The 16,568-nt window shown below is 65.3% G+C and carries 12 protein-coding genes and 1 pseudogene; 2 read left to right on the top strand and 11 right to left on the bottom strand.

Annotated elements, in window-relative coordinates:
- Positions 1-224: 224 nt before the first annotated feature.
- The 3 genes and pseudogenes from ACQ4WQ_RS11155 to ACQ4WQ_RS11145 form a co-directional block, all read right to left on the bottom strand.
- The gene (locus ACQ4WQ_RS11155) at positions 225-1,328 is read right to left on the bottom strand and encodes a tryptophan 7-halogenase (protein WP_436497012.1); all 1,104 of its coding nucleotides are present in this window, start codon (positions 1,326-1,328) and stop codon (positions 225-227) included.
- An 8-nt stretch (positions 1,329-1,336) separates the two neighbouring features.
- A complete protein-coding gene (locus ACQ4WQ_RS11150; protein WP_436497409.1) occupies positions 1,337-2,500 on the bottom strand; it encodes a LodA/GoxA family CTQ-dependent oxidase in 1,164 nt (387 codons plus the stop codon).
- 237 nt (positions 2,501-2,737) lie between these two features.
- Positions 2,738-3,547 (bottom strand): annotated as a pseudogene (locus ACQ4WQ_RS11145) (LodA/GoxA family CTQ-dependent oxidase); the annotation flags it as partial.
- Between the two features lie 288 nt (positions 3,548-3,835).
- On the opposite strand from ACQ4WQ_RS11145, the gene ACQ4WQ_RS11140 reads away from it, so the two are divergent.
- Complete coding sequence (locus ACQ4WQ_RS11140) at positions 3,836-5,341, top strand: anion permease (RefSeq protein WP_436497010.1); 1,506 nt, start codon at positions 3,836-3,838, stop codon at positions 5,339-5,341.
- A 6-nt stretch (positions 5,342-5,347) separates the two neighbouring features.
- On the opposite strand, the gene ACQ4WQ_RS11135 is transcribed toward ACQ4WQ_RS11140, so the two are convergent.
- From ACQ4WQ_RS11135 to ACQ4WQ_RS11100, 8 genes are all read right to left on the bottom strand, one after another.
- Positions 5,348-5,995, bottom strand: coding sequence for a hypothetical protein (locus ACQ4WQ_RS11135; protein ID WP_436497008.1), 648 nt, complete (start codon positions 5,993-5,995; stop codon positions 5,348-5,350).
- Between the two features lie 63 nt (positions 5,996-6,058).
- Positions 6,059-6,433, bottom strand: coding sequence for a hypothetical protein (locus tag ACQ4WQ_RS11130; protein WP_326457356.1), 375 nt, complete (start codon positions 6,431-6,433; stop codon positions 6,059-6,061).
- 19 nt (positions 6,434-6,452) lie between these two features.
- Entirely contained in the window at positions 6,453-8,993 is a 2,541-nt protein-coding gene (locus ACQ4WQ_RS11125) for an EAL domain-containing protein (protein WP_436497006.1), read from the bottom strand.
- The gene (locus tag ACQ4WQ_RS11120) at positions 8,990-12,220 is read right to left on the bottom strand and encodes an ATP-binding protein (RefSeq protein WP_436497004.1); all 3,231 of its coding nucleotides are present in this window, start codon (positions 12,218-12,220) and stop codon (positions 8,990-8,992) included. Before ACQ4WQ_RS11120 ends, ACQ4WQ_RS11125 begins: the two co-directional genes overlap by 4 nt.
- 37 nt (positions 12,221-12,257) lie before the next feature.
- The gene (locus ACQ4WQ_RS11115) at positions 12,258-13,415 is read right to left on the bottom strand and encodes an ABC transporter substrate-binding protein (RefSeq protein ID WP_436497002.1); all 1,158 of its coding nucleotides are present in this window, start codon (positions 13,413-13,415) and stop codon (positions 12,258-12,260) included.
- 124 nt (positions 13,416-13,539) lie between these two features.
- Positions 13,540-14,547 carry an NADP-dependent oxidoreductase gene (locus tag ACQ4WQ_RS11110; RefSeq protein WP_436497000.1) on the bottom strand — a complete coding sequence of 336 codons (1,008 nt, stop codon included), beginning with the start codon at positions 14,545-14,547 and terminating at the stop codon, positions 13,540-13,542.
- A 38-nt stretch (positions 14,548-14,585) separates the two neighbouring features.
- Positions 14,586-15,395 carry an oxidoreductase gene (locus ACQ4WQ_RS11105; protein WP_436496998.1) on the bottom strand — a complete coding sequence of 270 codons (810 nt, stop codon included), beginning with the start codon at positions 15,393-15,395 and terminating at the stop codon, positions 14,586-14,588.
- Between the two features lie 90 nt (positions 15,396-15,485).
- Entirely contained in the window at positions 15,486-16,112 is a 627-nt protein-coding gene (locus ACQ4WQ_RS11100; RefSeq protein WP_436496996.1) for a TetR/AcrR family transcriptional regulator, read from the bottom strand.
- 84 nt (positions 16,113-16,196) lie between these two features.
- Between ACQ4WQ_RS11100 and ACQ4WQ_RS11095 the strand changes: the two genes are divergently transcribed.
- A complete protein-coding gene (locus tag ACQ4WQ_RS11095) occupies positions 16,197-16,565 on the top strand; it encodes a gamma-glutamylcyclotransferase family protein (RefSeq protein ID WP_436496994.1) in 369 nt (122 codons plus the stop codon).
- Positions 16,566-16,568 lie beyond the last annotated feature (3 nt).

Raw genomic sequence — 16,568 nt, 5'->3', positions numbered from 1 at the left:
AAAATGGTTAGTTGCTGGCAACTGCTGGCAAAAGTGAAACCCTGTGTAGGCCCAGACGCTATTGTACTGGCCTCCACACGAAATTGTTACCGTCTATCGCCGCCAATGCTGCCGCACGCGGTGCCGACATTATAGTGCGAACGGCAAGGCGGGGCTGAAATTCGCCCGGAAACGGGCGGCGGGCATGCGGTCTCTTGACCTGGCTCAGTTTTTCGCCAGCGGCATCAGGATGCGGCCCGGCGCTGCCAGAATGGCGCCTCCGGCCAGCGCTGTTCGGCGCCGTAGAAGCCGCGCCGCATCTGCAGATAGGTTTCAAACGAGGCGAAGATGCTGCGCCGGTAGCCCGCCGCCATGCCGCGGTCGCCCGCCAGGCAGGCTTCCGCCACCCGCGCCGCATGGATGCCGGACGCCATGGCCTGGCCGATGCCCAGCGAGGAGATCGGGTCGAAGCAGGCGGCCGCGTCGCCCGCCGCCGTCCAGTTCTCGTCCGCCGGCAGCGAGGCTACCCGGCTGTGGATGGCGTAGTGGCGCAGGGCGACCGGCGCGGGCAGGCGCGGCACGATATCGCGCACGTGCTGCGTGCCCATGGCGGCGTCGCGCCAGGGCGTTTGTTCCTTCAGGCGCAGGCGCTTGAGGATGTCAGCATCCGTGATGAAGGCCAGCGCCACGCGGTCGCCGGGCAGGGGCGCGGCGTAATACCAGCCGTGCTGCGTCGTTTCCACCAGGGTGCGGTGCGGCAGGAATTGTGGTTCTTGCAACTGATAATAGGCATACAGCGCCACCAGTGAGTCTTCCGTGTGGATGGGACGCTTGCGCTGGCGCACGATGGCCGCCTGCTTGCCGCTGCAATCGATCAGGTAGCGGGCCGTCAGGTCCACTTCCTGCCCGCCGGCCGCCACGCGCAAACGCCATGGGTCGCCGTGTTCCAGCTGCACCAGTTGCGCGGGACGCAACAGTTCCACGCCGGCCTGGCGCGCCTGCTCCAGCAGGATGGCATCATATTGCCTGCGGTCCAGGTGCAAGCCGTGGCCATGGCTGCTGAAGACGGCGTCGCGCGACATCAGTTCCGCGCTGCCCCACGCGGCTGCATGGGAAAACGCGGGCAACTGGGCGCCGTCCAGCAAGTCGCGGCCCACGCCCAGGAAATCGAGCATCGAAAAGATGGACGACGACACCGTTTCGCCCGCCCGGTAATCGTCGAACAGCTGCTTTTCCAGCAAGGCGGTGCGCAAGCCCGTGTAGCGGGCCAGGGTCAGGGCGGCGGCCGTGCCGGCGGCACCGCCGCCGACGATGACGACATCGTAGTCGCGCGATGACGGCACGCTCATCGGCATGCTCAATGGGAAAACCGGCGCCGGTTGGCCGGCATGATTTTCTTCGGCGTGTCATGCAGCGCCACTTGCGCGCCGCCGCTGGCAAACAGCTGCGAGGCCTTCTCGGGCGCCGTCTGCGGATCCTCGTCCTTGAGGAACCACGCGGGCAGGTAATTGGCATCGTCGCCCGTGATGAAACTGCTGGCATTGCCGACCCCGACGCTGGCAGCCACGAATTTCGCGTGATTGCGCTCTTTTTCCACAAAGTACGGGTACTGGCGGCCCGATTCGGCATCCTCGTTCTGGTTCACGATGAAACCCAGGTAGTGCCAGGAACTGATCATCTGCGAAAAACTGTTCATGCCGCGGCTGTACATCACCTGCATGCCGGCCGGCACGCCGGCGAGCGCCTGTTCTTCCTTGGTGATGGCGCCATTGATGACGTTCCACGGGCTTTGCGGCGGCCACCAGTAGGCGTAGTAGGTGGGCGGCACGGGAATGAGCGAATCGGGATTCTTGACGATGTCCGGATTGTCGAAGTTGATCATCTGTACGGAGCAGTCATAGAAGTCGGCCTGCCATGGAATCGCCATGCGCTTGGTCAGGTCGCCCGGTTCGCAGCCGGTGCCGACCATCGGATCGCTCCAGTCCAGCGGTTCGCACTCGTCGCGGCCCGGCGACAGCCCGTTTTTTGCGTAATCGGCATCCACGCGGTGCAGGATGGCGTACGGTTTTTCATAGATGACGGGATTGCGCACGCTCCACGTCACTTCGATGCCGGGGCACATGGGTTCCCCGACACAATTGCCGATGGTCGCGTGGTCGAGCGGGTCGATGCCCGGCAAGGCCAGGCCCGGCGCGTCGGGCGCGAATTTGCCGGCCGCCCATTGCTGCAAGGCAAAGTATTGTGTATCCGTCAATACCGAAAACTTGCTGATGACGTTGTTGCGCACGGAATTGCTGCCCGAATTCAATGGCACGAGGGGAATGCCGGCGCCGGGATTGTCCGTGGTGGCCGCGCTGAACAATTGTCCGCCCTGGCCGCCGGTAAAACCCGGCACCTGTTCCGCCGTGCCTGGCCGGATGGCCGAGGGCTTGCGGAAGTAGCTGAGGAACTTTTCCCGCTGGGGCCGGTTCGCTTCCGAGGCGTCGGCCACGTCGAAGGCGGGGCGGATGAAGGCCGTCATCGACGGCACCGTCGCCACCCACTGGTAATCGCCTATCCTGGCGAGGAATGGCTGGATATCCTGCGCGTAATTAACGACATAGTCGGGGTTCCAGCCATCGCTGGCGCTCCAGCGGGCCGCGTCGTAGGCTTCGGGCAGCGCGTTCTTGTATTTGATGGCCATGTCGGCCACGACATCATCCCAGGTGGAAATATTCACCAGCTCGGGCGCGAACTTCGGCGAACCGATGACCACCCATGCTTTGAGCACGACGGGCGTGCTGCCGTCCTTGAAATGGATGGTCGCGCTGACGGGACCGTCGCCCACGTCGTCATTCCACGTATCGCCGCCGCCAAAGCCCGTGATGCTTTCAGAGCCGCCGGCGCGGCCATAGGCGCCGATCACCAGCAGGTTGCCGCGTGTATCCGTGCGCATTTAGCCCAGGGTGCGCACCGGATAGCCTTGCGTGATGCCCTGCGGATCGGGGAAGGACACGTGCTTGTACGCGCCGGCGCCATCCTTGTCGAAATGGGCCTTGCCCAGCGGCGCGTCGAGCGTGCGCGGTCCCGGATCGACGATCAGTTTTTGCCGTGCCGCCGGGTCCGTGACGTCGCCGTTACGCAGATTGGTCCAGGACGTGGGCGTCAGCTTCCAGTCGGGCGGCGTATTTTCCCAGGTTTCATAGCTGTTGTACGGGCCAAACATCAGGTCGCCCAGCAGGGGAATGAAGTTCCACCAGGCCGCCTTCTTGTTGGCCACGTGCACTGTCCACTCGATCTTGGCAATGCTCGGGTCTTGCAAGTCGACGAGGACTTTTTCCCCGGGACGTCCCGCCACCGATTTGTAGATGCGGAAGCTGGCTGCCTGGCGCCGCACGCGGCCGGCCGCATCCTTGAACTGGGAAACATGCACGGGCTTGCCGCCGGACAGCAGCGGATCGTTATTGCCGTCCGCTTCGATCGGCAGCCCGCCGATGGTTTCCGGCGCCAGGTAAAACGAATCATGGCTGTTGCCCACGCGGGCAATGCCGATGGATGGGTGGATCGAATACTGTTCCGTGCTATTCATCAAGTTTTCCCCTGAAAGGTTGGCAATCCTGGTGGCATATCTGGCGGCAGCTAGCGGAAAAGATACAGAGAAAAATTGCCAAAAAAGTCACCCATTGTCACTTGCCGGCAATATTTTCTCCTCCCGTGATAGCGCTCAAGTCAACGATTCGGCAATTTCCTGGCATTGCAGGCGCAATGGAGCGGGGCACTTGCTTATGAGCTTGTATGATGTTTCTAAAAAGAATTATCACAATCCGCGCGGGCGCCACTGCCCGCCAGGATGCCTGCCCCAGTAAAGGAAATCATCATGTATAAAACAGTGCGAGAGCTGTTCCTGCATTTCAAGGAAGCCGTCCCATTCCGCCTCGTCCCCGCCCTGATCTGCACCGCCTTGCTGGTCGGCATGCTGTTGCTGCCGGCGCCCGAAGGCTTGACGCCCAAGGCCTGGAGCCTGGTGGCGATTTTCCTCACCACGATTCTGGCGATCATATTAAAAGTCATGCCGATCGGCGTGATGGCCATGATGGCCATCGTCATCGTTTCCTTGTCGCAAGTGACGTCGACTTCGTCCAAGGGCGCCATCACGGATGCGCTCAGCAGTTTCTCGAATCCCCTGATCTGGCTGATCGTCGTGGCGATTTTGATATCGCGGGGCCTGAAAAAGACGGGACTGGGCAGCCGCATCGGCCTGCTGTTCATCTCGCTGCTGGGCAAGCGCACCATGGGCATCGGCTATGGCCTGGCCATCTGCGAACTGGTGCTGGCGCCATTTACGCCCAGTAACACGGCGCGCGGCGGCGGCATCGTCCACCCCGTCATGAAATCGATCGCCAACGCCTTCGATTCGGACCCGGCCAAGGGCACAGAAGGCAAGGTGGGCACGTATCTGGCCCTCGTCAACTACCACGCCAACCCGATCACGTCGGCCATGTTCCTGACGGCCACGGCGCCGAACCCGCTGGTGGTCGATTTCGTCGCCAAGGCCAGCGGCCAGAGTTTCCACCTGACGTGGACCACCTGGGCCCTGTGCATGCTGCTGCCGGGCCTGGTCTGCCTGCTGGTGATGCCCCTGATTATCTATTGGCTGTCGCCGCCGGAACTGAAGGCCACGCCGGACGCCGTCACCTACGCCAAGGCGGAATTGAAAAGCATGGGCCCGCTGTCGCCGTCGGAAAAAGTCATGCTGGGCACTTTCGCCTTGCTGCTGTTGCTGTGGGCGAACGTGCCCGCCATGCTGTTCGGTCCCGCGTTTTCGCTCGATGCGACGGTGGTCGCCTTTGTCGGCCTGTTCGTGCTGATTATTACCGGCACCATCGACTGGGATGACGTGCTGTCGGAAAAGAGCGCCTGGGATACCTTGGTGTGGTTCGGCGCGCTCGTCATGATGGCCGAGCAGCTGAACAAGACGGGCGTGATCGCCTGGTTTTCGGCCGGCATGAAGGCGGCCATCGTCGCCAGCGGCATGGACTGGCTGCCGATCGCCGGCGTCCTCGTGCTGGTATTCGTCTTCTCGCATTACTTCTTTGCCAGCACGACGGCCCACATCAGCGCCATGCTGCTGGCCTTCCTGACGGTGGGCCTGCACCTGATCCCGGCCGAGTACCACGTGCCGTTCATGCTGATGATGACGGCCGGCTCGGCCATCATGATGACCCTGACCCACTACGCGACGGGTACCTCGCCCATCATCTTCGGCAGCGGCTTCGTGACGATGGGCAACTGGTGGCGGGTCGGCTTCATCATGTGCGTGGTGGAACTGCTGATCTTTGCCGTCGTCGGCACCACCTGGTGGAAAGTGCTCGGCTACTGGTAAAGCAAGCTATAGCTGGCGCGCCAGTTGCCGCACCGTCGCCAGGCAGTGCGCCAGCTCGCCGCCGACGGCGCGTTTCCACAGGACGGCCGCCTGCGACCACGCTTGTTGCGCCAGCAATTCCCTGAGCTGCGTCTGCAGATCGCCCGGCAAGCCGCCGAACTGGCGCAGTTCCAGCGAGCGGGGCTGGCCGTGGCGGCCCGCCGGGTCCAGTTCTTCCAGCGCGTCGTGCAGGCTGCCGTAGCGGTGCTGGGCACCGGCTTCGTCGACGGCCGCCAGCGCCAGGTCGGGCGTTTCCGCCAGATCGTAGCCAAGGTCGCGGCAAGGCTCGTCGATCAACTGGGCAATATTGTAGATAGTTAATACCTGCGCGGCACGCACGACGTCCGTCAGGTCGTGCACATCGACACCGGCGTCCAGCAGGCGCTGCAGGGCAGGGGAGTTAATGAAGGGAAAGCCCGATTCGCCCAGCTCGCGCCAGCGCGCGAGCCACTGCGGCTGCGGCATGCCTTCATCGACGACGTCGGCCCACAGGCCGCGCAGCAGCAACTGCTGCAGCAGGGGACCATATTTCTTCTGTTGGATATCCTGCGCCAGGGCCTCGGCCTGTCCGGCATCGACGCCGGCTTCCTGTAATCGTTGTGTGAGCGTGCTCATGGTCCGCCGCCAGCCTTTTCCTGTCAGTGTGTACAGGCGGCATCATATACGCAAGCAGCCCCGTCACGGCAGCTCGCCGCGCACGACTTGCAGCAGATAGTCGCGCGCCGCGGCCCGTTCCATGCCTTTTTCCTGCAGCAGCGGCAGCAGGCGCTCAAACAGCTGGCGCCGCTGCAGCGATGGTTCGGACCTGTCGCGGCGGTCCGAAAAGAAATCCATCAGGGTCGAACCGCACAGGCAATTGCGGTAGACCTCGACGATGGCGACGTTGTTGTCATCGAAACTTTGTTTCAGCCCCGAGACATCCTTGCGCATCGCTTGCGTCTGCAAAATGAACTCGTCCGCCGTGGCGAAGACGCGCCCGCAGCAGGCGCAATGCTTGGGAAAGGCGGCTTCGGCCAGGGCGCGCAAGCCTTCGAAGAATAGCTGCTCCTGCATGATGGCTCCTGGCGGTGCGTTAGGCGGCGCGGTTGCTGATCTCGATGCCGTGGGGACCCCGCGGCGGCCGCTGCACGCCCGATTCGAAGCGCTGGAAGGCTTCCAGCAAGTGGTCCTTCAGCAGGGTTTCGTCCCAGGGCTTGGTGATGAATTTGTACACCGAGCCTTCGTTGATGGCCGCCGTGACCGAATGGAGCTCAGGGTAGCCGGACAGCATCACGCGCACGATCTCGGGATAGACGCCCTTGATGCGGCGCAATAGTTCGTTGCCCGACATGCCAGGCATGCGCGCATCCGTGAGGATCACGCCCACCGCGTGGGAGGCGACCAGTTCCAGCGCTTCCTGCGGATTGGTGGTGCTGAGGATCTGGTAGCCTTCCTTGCGCAGCGAGCGGCGCAGGGCGGACAGGATATGCTCCTCGTCGTCGACCAGCAGCAGCACGCGCTGGGGCGCCACGGCATGGCAGCTCTCGGGCGGCAAATGGGTGCCTGCATGCAACATCAGATCCATCTCGGCGCCGGGCAGCGGGCGGCTGAAGTAATAGCCTTGCATGGCGTCGCAGTGGTTGGTGTTGAGAAATCCCAATTGTCCCTCCGTTTCCACGCCCTCGGCCACCGTGGTCATGTGCAGCGACTTGGCCATGGCGATGATGGAGCGGGTCAGCGACGCGCCATCGACGCTGTCGGTCACGTCGCGGATGAACGATTGGTCGATCTTGACCACGTCGATGGGGAATTGCTTGAGGTAGGACAGGCTGGAATAGCCGGTGCCGAAGTCATCCAGCGACAGGGTGACGCCGATTTCCTTCAATTGTTCCAGCGCCTGCACCACGAGGTCGCGGTTCTGCATCAGCACGCTCTCCGTCAGCTCCAGTTCCAGGCAGTGGGCCGGTACGGCGCTGTCGGCCAGCACTTCGCGTACCAGCTGCGGCATGTCGGCCTGGCGGAACTGGCGCGCCGACACGTTGACCGCCATCGTCAGGTGCGTAAAGCCGTAGGCATGCCAGACGCCCAGTTGCGCGCACGCCGTGCGCAGCACCCATTCGCCGATGGGCACGATCATGCCCGTTTCCTCGGCCAGGGGAATGAAGCGGTCGGGCGGCACCAGCCCGATGCCGTCGCGGCGCCAGCGCAGCAGCGCTTCCATGCCGTAAATCTTGCCGCTGGTGAGGTCGACCTTGGGCTGGTAATGCAATTCCAGTTCGCCCAGCGCCAGCGCCTGGTGCAAGGCGTGTTCGATCTCAGCCCGCTCTTCCACCAGCACGCCCATCTTGTGGTTGTAGAACTGGTAGCCGTTGCGGCCCTTGTCCTTGGCGCTGTAGAGCGCGGCATCGGCCGTTTTCAGCAGCATGTCGGCGCTGTCGCCGTCGGAGGGAAAGATGCTGGCGCCGATACTTGTGCTGACGTGCAAGGTATGTTCGCCCAATACGACAGGATCGGCGAACAGATCGAGTACTTTTTTCACGATCTCTTCGGCCGTCCCGATGTCGGGCAGGTCCGTCAGCAGGACGACGAATTCGTCGCCGCCCTGGCGGGCCACGGTGTCGCCTTCGCGCACGGCCAGCTTGAGCCGGCGGGCCACTTCCTGCAGCAGCGCATCGCCGACCGGGTGGCCATAGCTGTCGTTGACGAACTTGAAGCGGTCGAGGTCCAGCATCAGGGTCGCCAGGTGCATGCGGGTGCGGCGGGCATGGGCGATGGCCTGGCCGATGCGGTCGTTCAGCAGTTGGCGGTTGGGCAAGTCCGTCAGCGCATCGTGGTTGGCCAGGTATTCGATGCGCCTTTGCTGCAGCTTGCGTTCCGTGATGTCCTGCACCGTACCGCGCATCAGCTGCACTTCGCCTCCTTCGCGCACGGCCTCGGCCTGGTGAAAGACGATGCACTCGCCGCCGTCCGGCTGCAGCACCTTGTGCTCGAGGCTGTAGCTGGTGCCGTTGGCATGCAGTTCCATGAAGGCTTCGAGCAGCAGGGGCCGCTGGTCTTCGGGCAGGCATTGCAGCAAACGGTCGAAGCTGGTGGCGCCGGCATCGGCGTCCAGGCCCAGGATGCGCAACAGTTCCGGCGACCAGTAGCCGTCGCCGCCGGTGCCCCGGTATTCCCAGTTGCCGAGGCGGGCCAGCGCCTGCGCGTGGCTGAGGCTTTCCTGGATGCGGCTCAACTCGGTGAGCGCGCTGCTGGCCCGCAGCAGGTAGCGCAAGCGGTGCGCCAGCAGCCGCCATTGCATGGGCTTGGCAATGAAATCGCTGGCGCCCGCTTCCAGCGCCTGCTTGATGGAATCATCGTCGTCGTTGCCTGTCAGCACGACGATGGGCACGTGCGCGCCGCCGGGCAGCCGGCGCAGCTGTGCGCAGCATTCGAAGCCGCTCATGCCGGGCATGGCGACGTCGAGCAGGATCAGGTCGGGCACGCCGCGCTGGAAGGCGGCCAGCGCTTCCAGGCCGCTGGCCGCTTCCTCGATGCGGAAGCCTTCCGGCTCCAGCGCTTCCGTCACCAGGATGCGCGTCATGGTGTCGTCATCGACCACCAGAACCAGTGCTTGCGGGGCATGTGCGGTATTCATATGGCTTCCTTCTCAATGGCCAGGGCGGCGAGGACACGGTCGAGTTCTTGCTGGATGCTGCGGATATGCTGCAGCGCGCTGCCGACGTCGTTGCCGCGCGCGTATTGTTCGATTTCACGGCAGGTGGCCGACAGGCCCAGCGCGCCCACGTTGGCGCAGCTGGACTTGAGCGTGTGCGCGGCCAACTGCAGGGCCGCGGCGTCGCTGGCCTCGGCGGCCACTTCCAGCTGGCCCAGCAGGCGCGGGGCGTCGCTGTAGAACAGGTCGATGATGCGCCCCAGCACGTCGGGACGGCCGGGACGCCGCATGGCGCGCAGGTTTTGCAGGGCGGCGGCGTCGAGGATGGAGCCTGTTTCAGCCGGCGCCGCCGGGGCGGGCTGCGCCGGAGCGGCTTCCGCCGCCGTCTCCGCTGCCGCCGGCGGGCGCCAGCGGGCCAGCACGGCCAGCAGGGCGGCGCGCGTGTACGGCTTGGCCAGGTAGTCGTCCATGCCCGCGTCCAGGCACAGTTCGCGGTCGCCCAGGATGGCGTTGGCCGTCAGGGCAATGATGGGCGTGCGGCTGCGGCCTTGCTCGGCTTCCATGCGGCGCAGGCGCCGGGTCGCTTCGAAGCCGTCCATTTCCGGCATCTGGCAATCCATCAGGATCACATCGAACGGCTGGCGCTCCCACAGGGCCAGCGCGCGCCGCCCGTTGTCGGCCGGCGTGGCTGCGTAGTCCGTGTCTTCCAGCATGGCCAGGGCGATTTCCTGGTTGATCGCATTGTCTTCCACCAGCAGCATGCGCAGCGGTGCGTGCTCCGTCCCAGCGCGGTCCGGCGGGACGGGCAGGGCAGGCAGGACCGGCGCCGGCGGCGCGTCCCCGGGCGCCACGCTGCCCACGGCGACGGTAACGGCGAAGCTGGAACCCTGGCCCGCCACCGTCTTGAGCACAATGTTGCCGCCCATCATTTCCGCCAGCTGCTTGATGATGGCCAGGCCCAGTCCCGTGCCGCCGTATTTGCGCGAGGTGGTGCTGTCGGCCTGGCGGAACGGCTGGAAGATGGCCGCCGCCGCTTCCGGCGCCATGCCGATGCCCGTGTCGCGCACTTCCAGGCGCAGCTGGCCGGGGGCGGGGCAGCCGACATCGACGGAAATTTCTCCCCGTTCGGTGAACTTGGTGGCGTTATTGAGCAGGTTGGTGAGGATCTGGCGCAGGCGCACGGGGTCGCCGCGTACGTGCTGCGGCACGTCGGGGGCGATGCGGCAGGTGAATGCGATGGACTTGCGCTCGATGCCGTTGGCAAACAGCGCCACCACGTCGTCGATCACCTGGCGCAAGTCGAAGGGGATGTGTTCGAGCACCAGCTTGCCCGCCTCGATCTTGGAAAAGTCGAGGATGTCGTCGATGATGCTCAGCAAGCTTTCGCCCGAACGGTGCACCGTGTGCACGAAACGCTGCTGCTTGGGACTCAGTTCCGTGCGTTGCAGCAATTCCGTCATGCCCAGCACGCCATTCATCGGCGTACGGATCTCGTGGCTCATCTTGGCCAGGAATTCCGATTTGGCGCGGTTGGCGGCATCGGCCTCGGCCTTGGCCTGCTTGAGCGCCAGGTCGCGCTGTTCGACGTGTTCGAGCATGCCGTTGAAGCCCGTGATCAGCTGCCCCAGCTCATCGCTGCCGTGCTGTGCCACGCGCACCGACAGCGCCTTGCCGTCGCGGATATGCGCGATGGCGTAGGACAAACGCGCCAGCGGCCTGGCGATCGATGCGCTGATCAGGCCCGTGATGGCCACGCAGGCCAGCAGCAGGACCAGCGCGATGCCGAGGATCAGCACGAAGGCATGGCGCACGCCGTCGCGCACCTTGGCTACCGCATCCTGCTGCTGCCCCGTGATGCGCGCCACTTGTTGCGCGGAATAGGCGGCCTGTTCGCGCTCGAAGGCGCGCACATGGTCGATGACCTCGTCGAGCGCCGTCTGGCTGTCCAGCACGCTGCCCTTGGCCTGCACCAGCCGCCGTCCCGAGCGCTCCACGGCGTCCAGGTAAGTGTTGACGACCCTCGTTTCGGCCAGCAAGCCCAGCTGCCCTATGCTTTGCTGTAAGGCCTGCATGGTGGCCATATCGCGGTGCAGGGCGCTGATGCGCCGGGCGATATCCTGGCCCAGGCGCGTGACGTCGGCGGCGGCCGTGGCCAGCATGACTTCGCCCACGTCGATGCTGATGGCGTCGACGGCCAGGTTGATTTCACCGCTGGCATCCTCGATGCGGGCCGAGGTGCGCATGTAGCGGCCGGCCTCGGCCATCCGGTCGCGTCCGATGGCCAGCTGCAGTTCGATGGGGTCGAGCTCCTCGGCCAGGCGCAGGTGGGCAGCGGCCAGGGCGGCGCTGGTCTGTTCCTTGAGCGCCGCATATTGCGCCTGCTGCGCCGCACTTGCGCCGCCCTCGGCCAGCAGGCCGGCGCGCAGGGCCAGCAAGCCGGCGGCGGGATCGAGCATCTTGCGCGCCGTGGCCAGCAGGGTCGTCCGCAGCGTCTGCTGGGCCGGGCTGATGTCGCGCTCGCTGGTTCCCGCCAGGTGCGCGACGGCCGCCGTCAGCCGCTCGCGCAGGGGAGCGATGCGGAAACGGTTCTTCACGGCTTCCGTTTCGGCCAGCGCGATCTGCATGTCGTGGATGCTCTTGCGCAGGTCGGTCAGGTAGCGGGCATTCTCGTTCAGGCGCTGGCTTTGCAGCTGCACTTCGGCGGCCGTGGCCTGGGCCTGGCTGTCGACGACGCGGATCTTGCTGCGCGCACCTTTGGCGGCGGCCTTGATCTGCGCCAGCACTTGCCGCATCTCCGTCGCCTGCTCCTTGTAATAGGCCTCGTTTTCCAGGCGCTTGCGCACGGCGACGCGCATGCGCTGGAATTCCCGTTCGAAGGCCGCGTGATAGCGGGGTGCCTGCGATTCGCCATGGCGCCGCAGATCGTCGCTGATGCTCTCGGCGGCCTGGATATTGTCGCCGATCTTGTTCGACACCTGCTCCAGCTGCGCCATGTCTTGCGCCTTGCCCAGCTCGAAAAAGTCCGAAGCCATGTCCTGCACGGTATAGCGCAGGCGCAATACGTCCGTGTACAGCGGCACCGTCTCGTCGGTCAAGCCGTGGACATGGGTTTCGATGCCTTTCACCAGCAGCAGGCTCGCTGCCGCCATGGCCGCCACGCCCGCGAGCAGGACGGTGGTACTGATGATCAGCTTGGTCCTGATTTTCATGCCAGGCTCCAGGGCGGGCCGCAAAAATGGGCGCGCATCACTTCGCGCCAGGCGCCGGGTCCGCCGGAACGATTTTGCCGTCGGCGATGCGGGTCAGGAAAACAGCCGTCGACGCCTGGTGGTCGCCTGGCCGCAACGTCACCCGCAAGCCGCCGAGATCGAGCCGGTCGAACGTTTCGAAACTCTGGATCAGGCGCTCGCGCGTGAGATCGGCGCCCGTGCGGCGCAGCGCCGCCACCATCAGGGTGGCCGAGATGCAGCCTTCGAAACTGACGAAAGACAGCCTGGCCGCCGGCACGTGCCGGGCCAGCAGCGCGGCGCAGTCGGCGGCGATCGGCAACTGGCGGTCTTCGGGCAGGGGCACCACTTGCGAAATGACGATGTTGTTGCCTTCCGTTCCCAGCAGCTGCAGCAGGCTGTCGGTGCCGACGAAGGACACCGTGGCCAGCGCCGCCTTCAGCCCGGCCTGGCTTGCCTCGCGCACGAATGCGGCCACCGGGGTGTAGGGGCCGGCCATGATCACCGCTTGCAGGTCGTGGCCGATCAGGGCCGCCAGGCCCGCCTTGACGGCTGTCGTGCCGCGCTGGAACGAGCCCTTGGCGACGAGTTCCATGCCGCGCCGCTGCAGCGCGCGCACGGTGCCGTCGAGCACGGCATTGCCGAAGCCGTCGTCCTGGTACAGCACGCCAAAGCGCTTGATGCCCCGGCTGGCGAAGTACTGCACCAGGGCATCGGACTCATCGTCGTAACTGGCGCGAAAGTTGATGATTTCATGCACCACGGGACGTCGCAAGGTCATCGCGCCCGTAAATGCGCCCACCAGCGGCACCTTCATTTCCTGCACGATCGGTATGACGGCGTTGGTGGTGGGCGTGCCCACGTTGCCGAACAGGGCGAATACCTGTTTATCCTCGACCAGCCTGAGCGTTTCGCTGATGGCGCGGTCCGGATCGTAGCCATCGTCGGCCACCACCAGCTCGATGCTGCGGCCGTGGATGCCGCCGCTGCGGTTCGCTTCCTGGAACACGGCCGTTGCGCCGTCGAGCATGGCCTGCCCCAGCCCCGAGGCCGCGCCCGTTTGCGCATTGACCATGCCCAGCCGGATGTGCGTATCGGTGACGCCCGGTTCGGCGGCATGGACTACGCCGGCCGCGAGGGTGAGAGCGAGCCAGCAGCATTCCGGGAAAAAGCGCATGAGCTACCTTTATTGAGATTGACCGGTATCAATAGGCATGGGGTTGACAACGAGTATGGAGGAAATTGCCAACAAAAAACTCACACATAGTCACGGCGCCCGACGCCGTTGCGGCGCAGCTCGTTCAAGGCACGGTCAGCTGCACCACCACCTTGCCGCGCGCGCGGCCCTGCGCCAGGTAGGCAAGCGCCTGTTTTGCTTGAAGAAAAGGAAATACCTGGTCGATGACGGGGCGGATGGTGCCCGCTTCGAGCAGGGCGGCGATCTGCGCCAGCTGGCCGCCGTCGGGACGCACGAAGTGGAAGGCGTAGCTGGCGCCGCGCCGCCGTGCCAGGCCGATGATCTTGCGGCTGAGTAAGCCGAACACCAGTTTCAGCACCACGTTCATGCCGCGCGCGCGGGCGAAAGCGGCGTCCGGCGGGCCGATCAGCGAGACGACGCGGCTGCCAGGCTTGACGATGCGCAAAGCCTTTTCCAGCCCGTCGCCGCGCACCGTGCCCAGCACGGCGTCGTAATCGCGCAGCACGTCCTCGAACGGCTGCTGTTTGTAGTCGACCACCTCATCGGCGCCCAGGCTGCGCACGAGTGCCACGTTCGCCGTGCTGGTGGTCGTGCCCACGCGGGCGCCCAGGTGCCTGGCCAGCTGGATGGCGAACGTGCCGATGCCGCCGGAACCGGCCGGGATGAACACTTTCTGGCCCGGCCGCAGCTGCATGCGCTCGTGCATCGCTTGCCACGCCGTCAAGCCCACCATGGGTATCGACGCCGCTTGCACGAAATCGAGGTTGGCCGGTTTCAGGGCGGCCGCCTGTTCGGGCACGACGGCATAGTCGGCCAGGCTGCCATGTGGCGTGTCGAAAATGCTCGCATACACGGCGTCGCCGACCTTGAAGCGCGTGACGCCGCTGCCGACTTCCACCACCACGCCGGCCAGGTCGCTGCCCAGGGTGACTGGCAAGCGCATTTTCAAGATCGGCTTGAAGTCGCCCCTGGGGATCAGGTAGTCGATGGGATTGAGTCCCACGGCGCGCACCCGCACCAGCAATTCGCCGGGGCCGGGAGTGGGGCGGGGCAGTTCGGCAAACGCCACGTGATCGAGGCCGCCGTATTTTTTAAGTTGCAAGGCTTGCATGATGTTCTCTCTGAGTGAGTGCTGAAAAAGCGTGGCGTTCAGGCCAGGCGCAGGTCCTTGCGCAAACCGGCGTCCATCAGCGCGGCGGGCAGGAAGCGGCGCATCAGGCGCAAGCGCGCCGCCAGCGGCCCGGCCGTGTAGCGCAATTTCGGCCGGCTTGCCCGGGCCGCCGCTACAACAGTATCGGCCACGACGCCAGGATCATCGGCGCCGGCCATCAGCGTTTGCAACCGGCTTGTCACGGCCGCGCTCACTTGCCGATAGGCGGACAGCGGCGCATCGGGCGCCAGCAAATTGGCTTCGAACGTGGTTTTCGTGTAGGCCGGTTCGATGACGCTGGCGCGGATGCCCCAGCCGCGCACTTCATGGTCGAGCGATTCCGTGTAGCCCTCGATCGCGTGCTTGGTGGCGGAATACAGCGCGCCGTAGGGCATGGGCAAAAAGCCCAGGACGGAACCGATGTTGAGGATGCGCCCGCCGCCCTGGGCCCGCATGTGCGGCAGCACGGCCAGGGTCATGCGCAGCACGCCATAGAAATTCGTGTCGAAGATGGCTTGCGCCTGCGCCATGCTGCTTTCCTCGGCGCCCGCCGGGGCCACGCCGAAGCCGGCGTTATTCACCAGCAGGTCGATGCGGCCTTCGCGCCGCATCAGCTCGGCCACGGCGGCAGCGACCGAAGCATCGCTGGTGACGTCGAGCGCCAGCATCGTGTAGCCGACCGCATCGGCTTGCGCGCCGCGGCGGCTGGTGCCGTACACCGTGTAGCCCGCCTGCGCCAGGCGTTGGGCCGTGGCCGCGCCGATGCCGGACGAGGCGCCGGTGACCAGGGCAATCTTGTTATCGTTCATGGCAGTCCTTCAGTGGTTGATAGTGTTGAATATGATGATCGTCATATTGTTGTTTGAAAAAAAGCCCGGAACGGACCCGGGCCATGGGCGTTACGGCTGGTTTGTCTCTTGAAACTGCGCCAGGGTGGCCGCGCACAGGGCGTCCGACAGGGCCGGTTCGTCGACGGCGCGCGCCAGGATGGTGGTGCCGATCATGGCGCACACCGTCGCCATGGCTTGCGCGTGCGCTTCGGGCTGGCCCCAGTTCGGCAGCTGGCGCGCGAACAGGTCGATCATTTCCTTGATGTGGATGGTGGCGGCGCGCCGCACCTCGGGCGCCTGGCGCGGCATTTCAGAACCCAGCGCCGAGACGGGGCAACCCACCTCGATGGCGGCGATGTGTTCGGGCGACAGGTAGGCGGTCAGCATCGCCTGCAGCGCCTGGCCGGGCGGGGCGGCGGCGGCCACCCTGGCCGCCAGCGCCACCGATTCGGCGCCCGCGCGGTCGCCCGCTTCGGCCAGCAGGGCGTCGCGCGAGGCGAAGTGCGCATAGAATCCGCCGTGCGTCAGGCCCGCTTCCTTCATGATATCGGCCACGCCCGTGCCCGCATAGCCGCTGCGGCGGATGGCGCGCGTGGCCACCTCGACGATGCGGTCGTGGGTGGCTTCCTTGCGGCTTTGCGCCGCAGGTTTCTGGTCAGATGATTTGTTGGATGAGTTCTGCATGATGGTCATCATATCGCAGTTTTCAAAATCGTGCAGGGCCTGTGCCGGCAAAAGGCGTTACGATGCACGCTATCGACATGCAACCAGGAGAGACAGATGGCAACTATTCCAGCGGCAACGACAGAACAGCTGTTTTCCTACGGCACCTTGCAGCAGCCCGAGGTGCAACTGGCCACCTTCGGGCGCCTGCTCGACAGCCGGCCCGACCGCTTGCCCGGCTATCGTCTGGCGTTGCTGGCCATCGATGACGCGCAGGTGGTGGCGACCAGCGGCAAGACGCATCATCCGATCGCCTCGCGCGGCGAACCGACGGATGGCGTGCCGGGCGCCGTGCTGGCCGTCTCGCCCGGGGAATTACGGCAGGCGGACGGCTACGAGGTGGCCGCCTACCGGCGCGAGCGCGTCACCCTGGCGTCGGGCCTGCAAGCCTGGGCCTACGTGGATGCGCGCCATGCCGCTCCTTGAGCG

Source organism: Janthinobacterium goodfellowi (assembly GCF_051380695.1).
In the GTDB taxonomy this organism is placed as follows: domain Bacteria; phylum Pseudomonadota; class Gammaproteobacteria; order Burkholderiales; family Burkholderiaceae_D; genus Janthinobacterium.
This window is presented reverse-complemented; position numbering and strand designations above follow the sequence as displayed.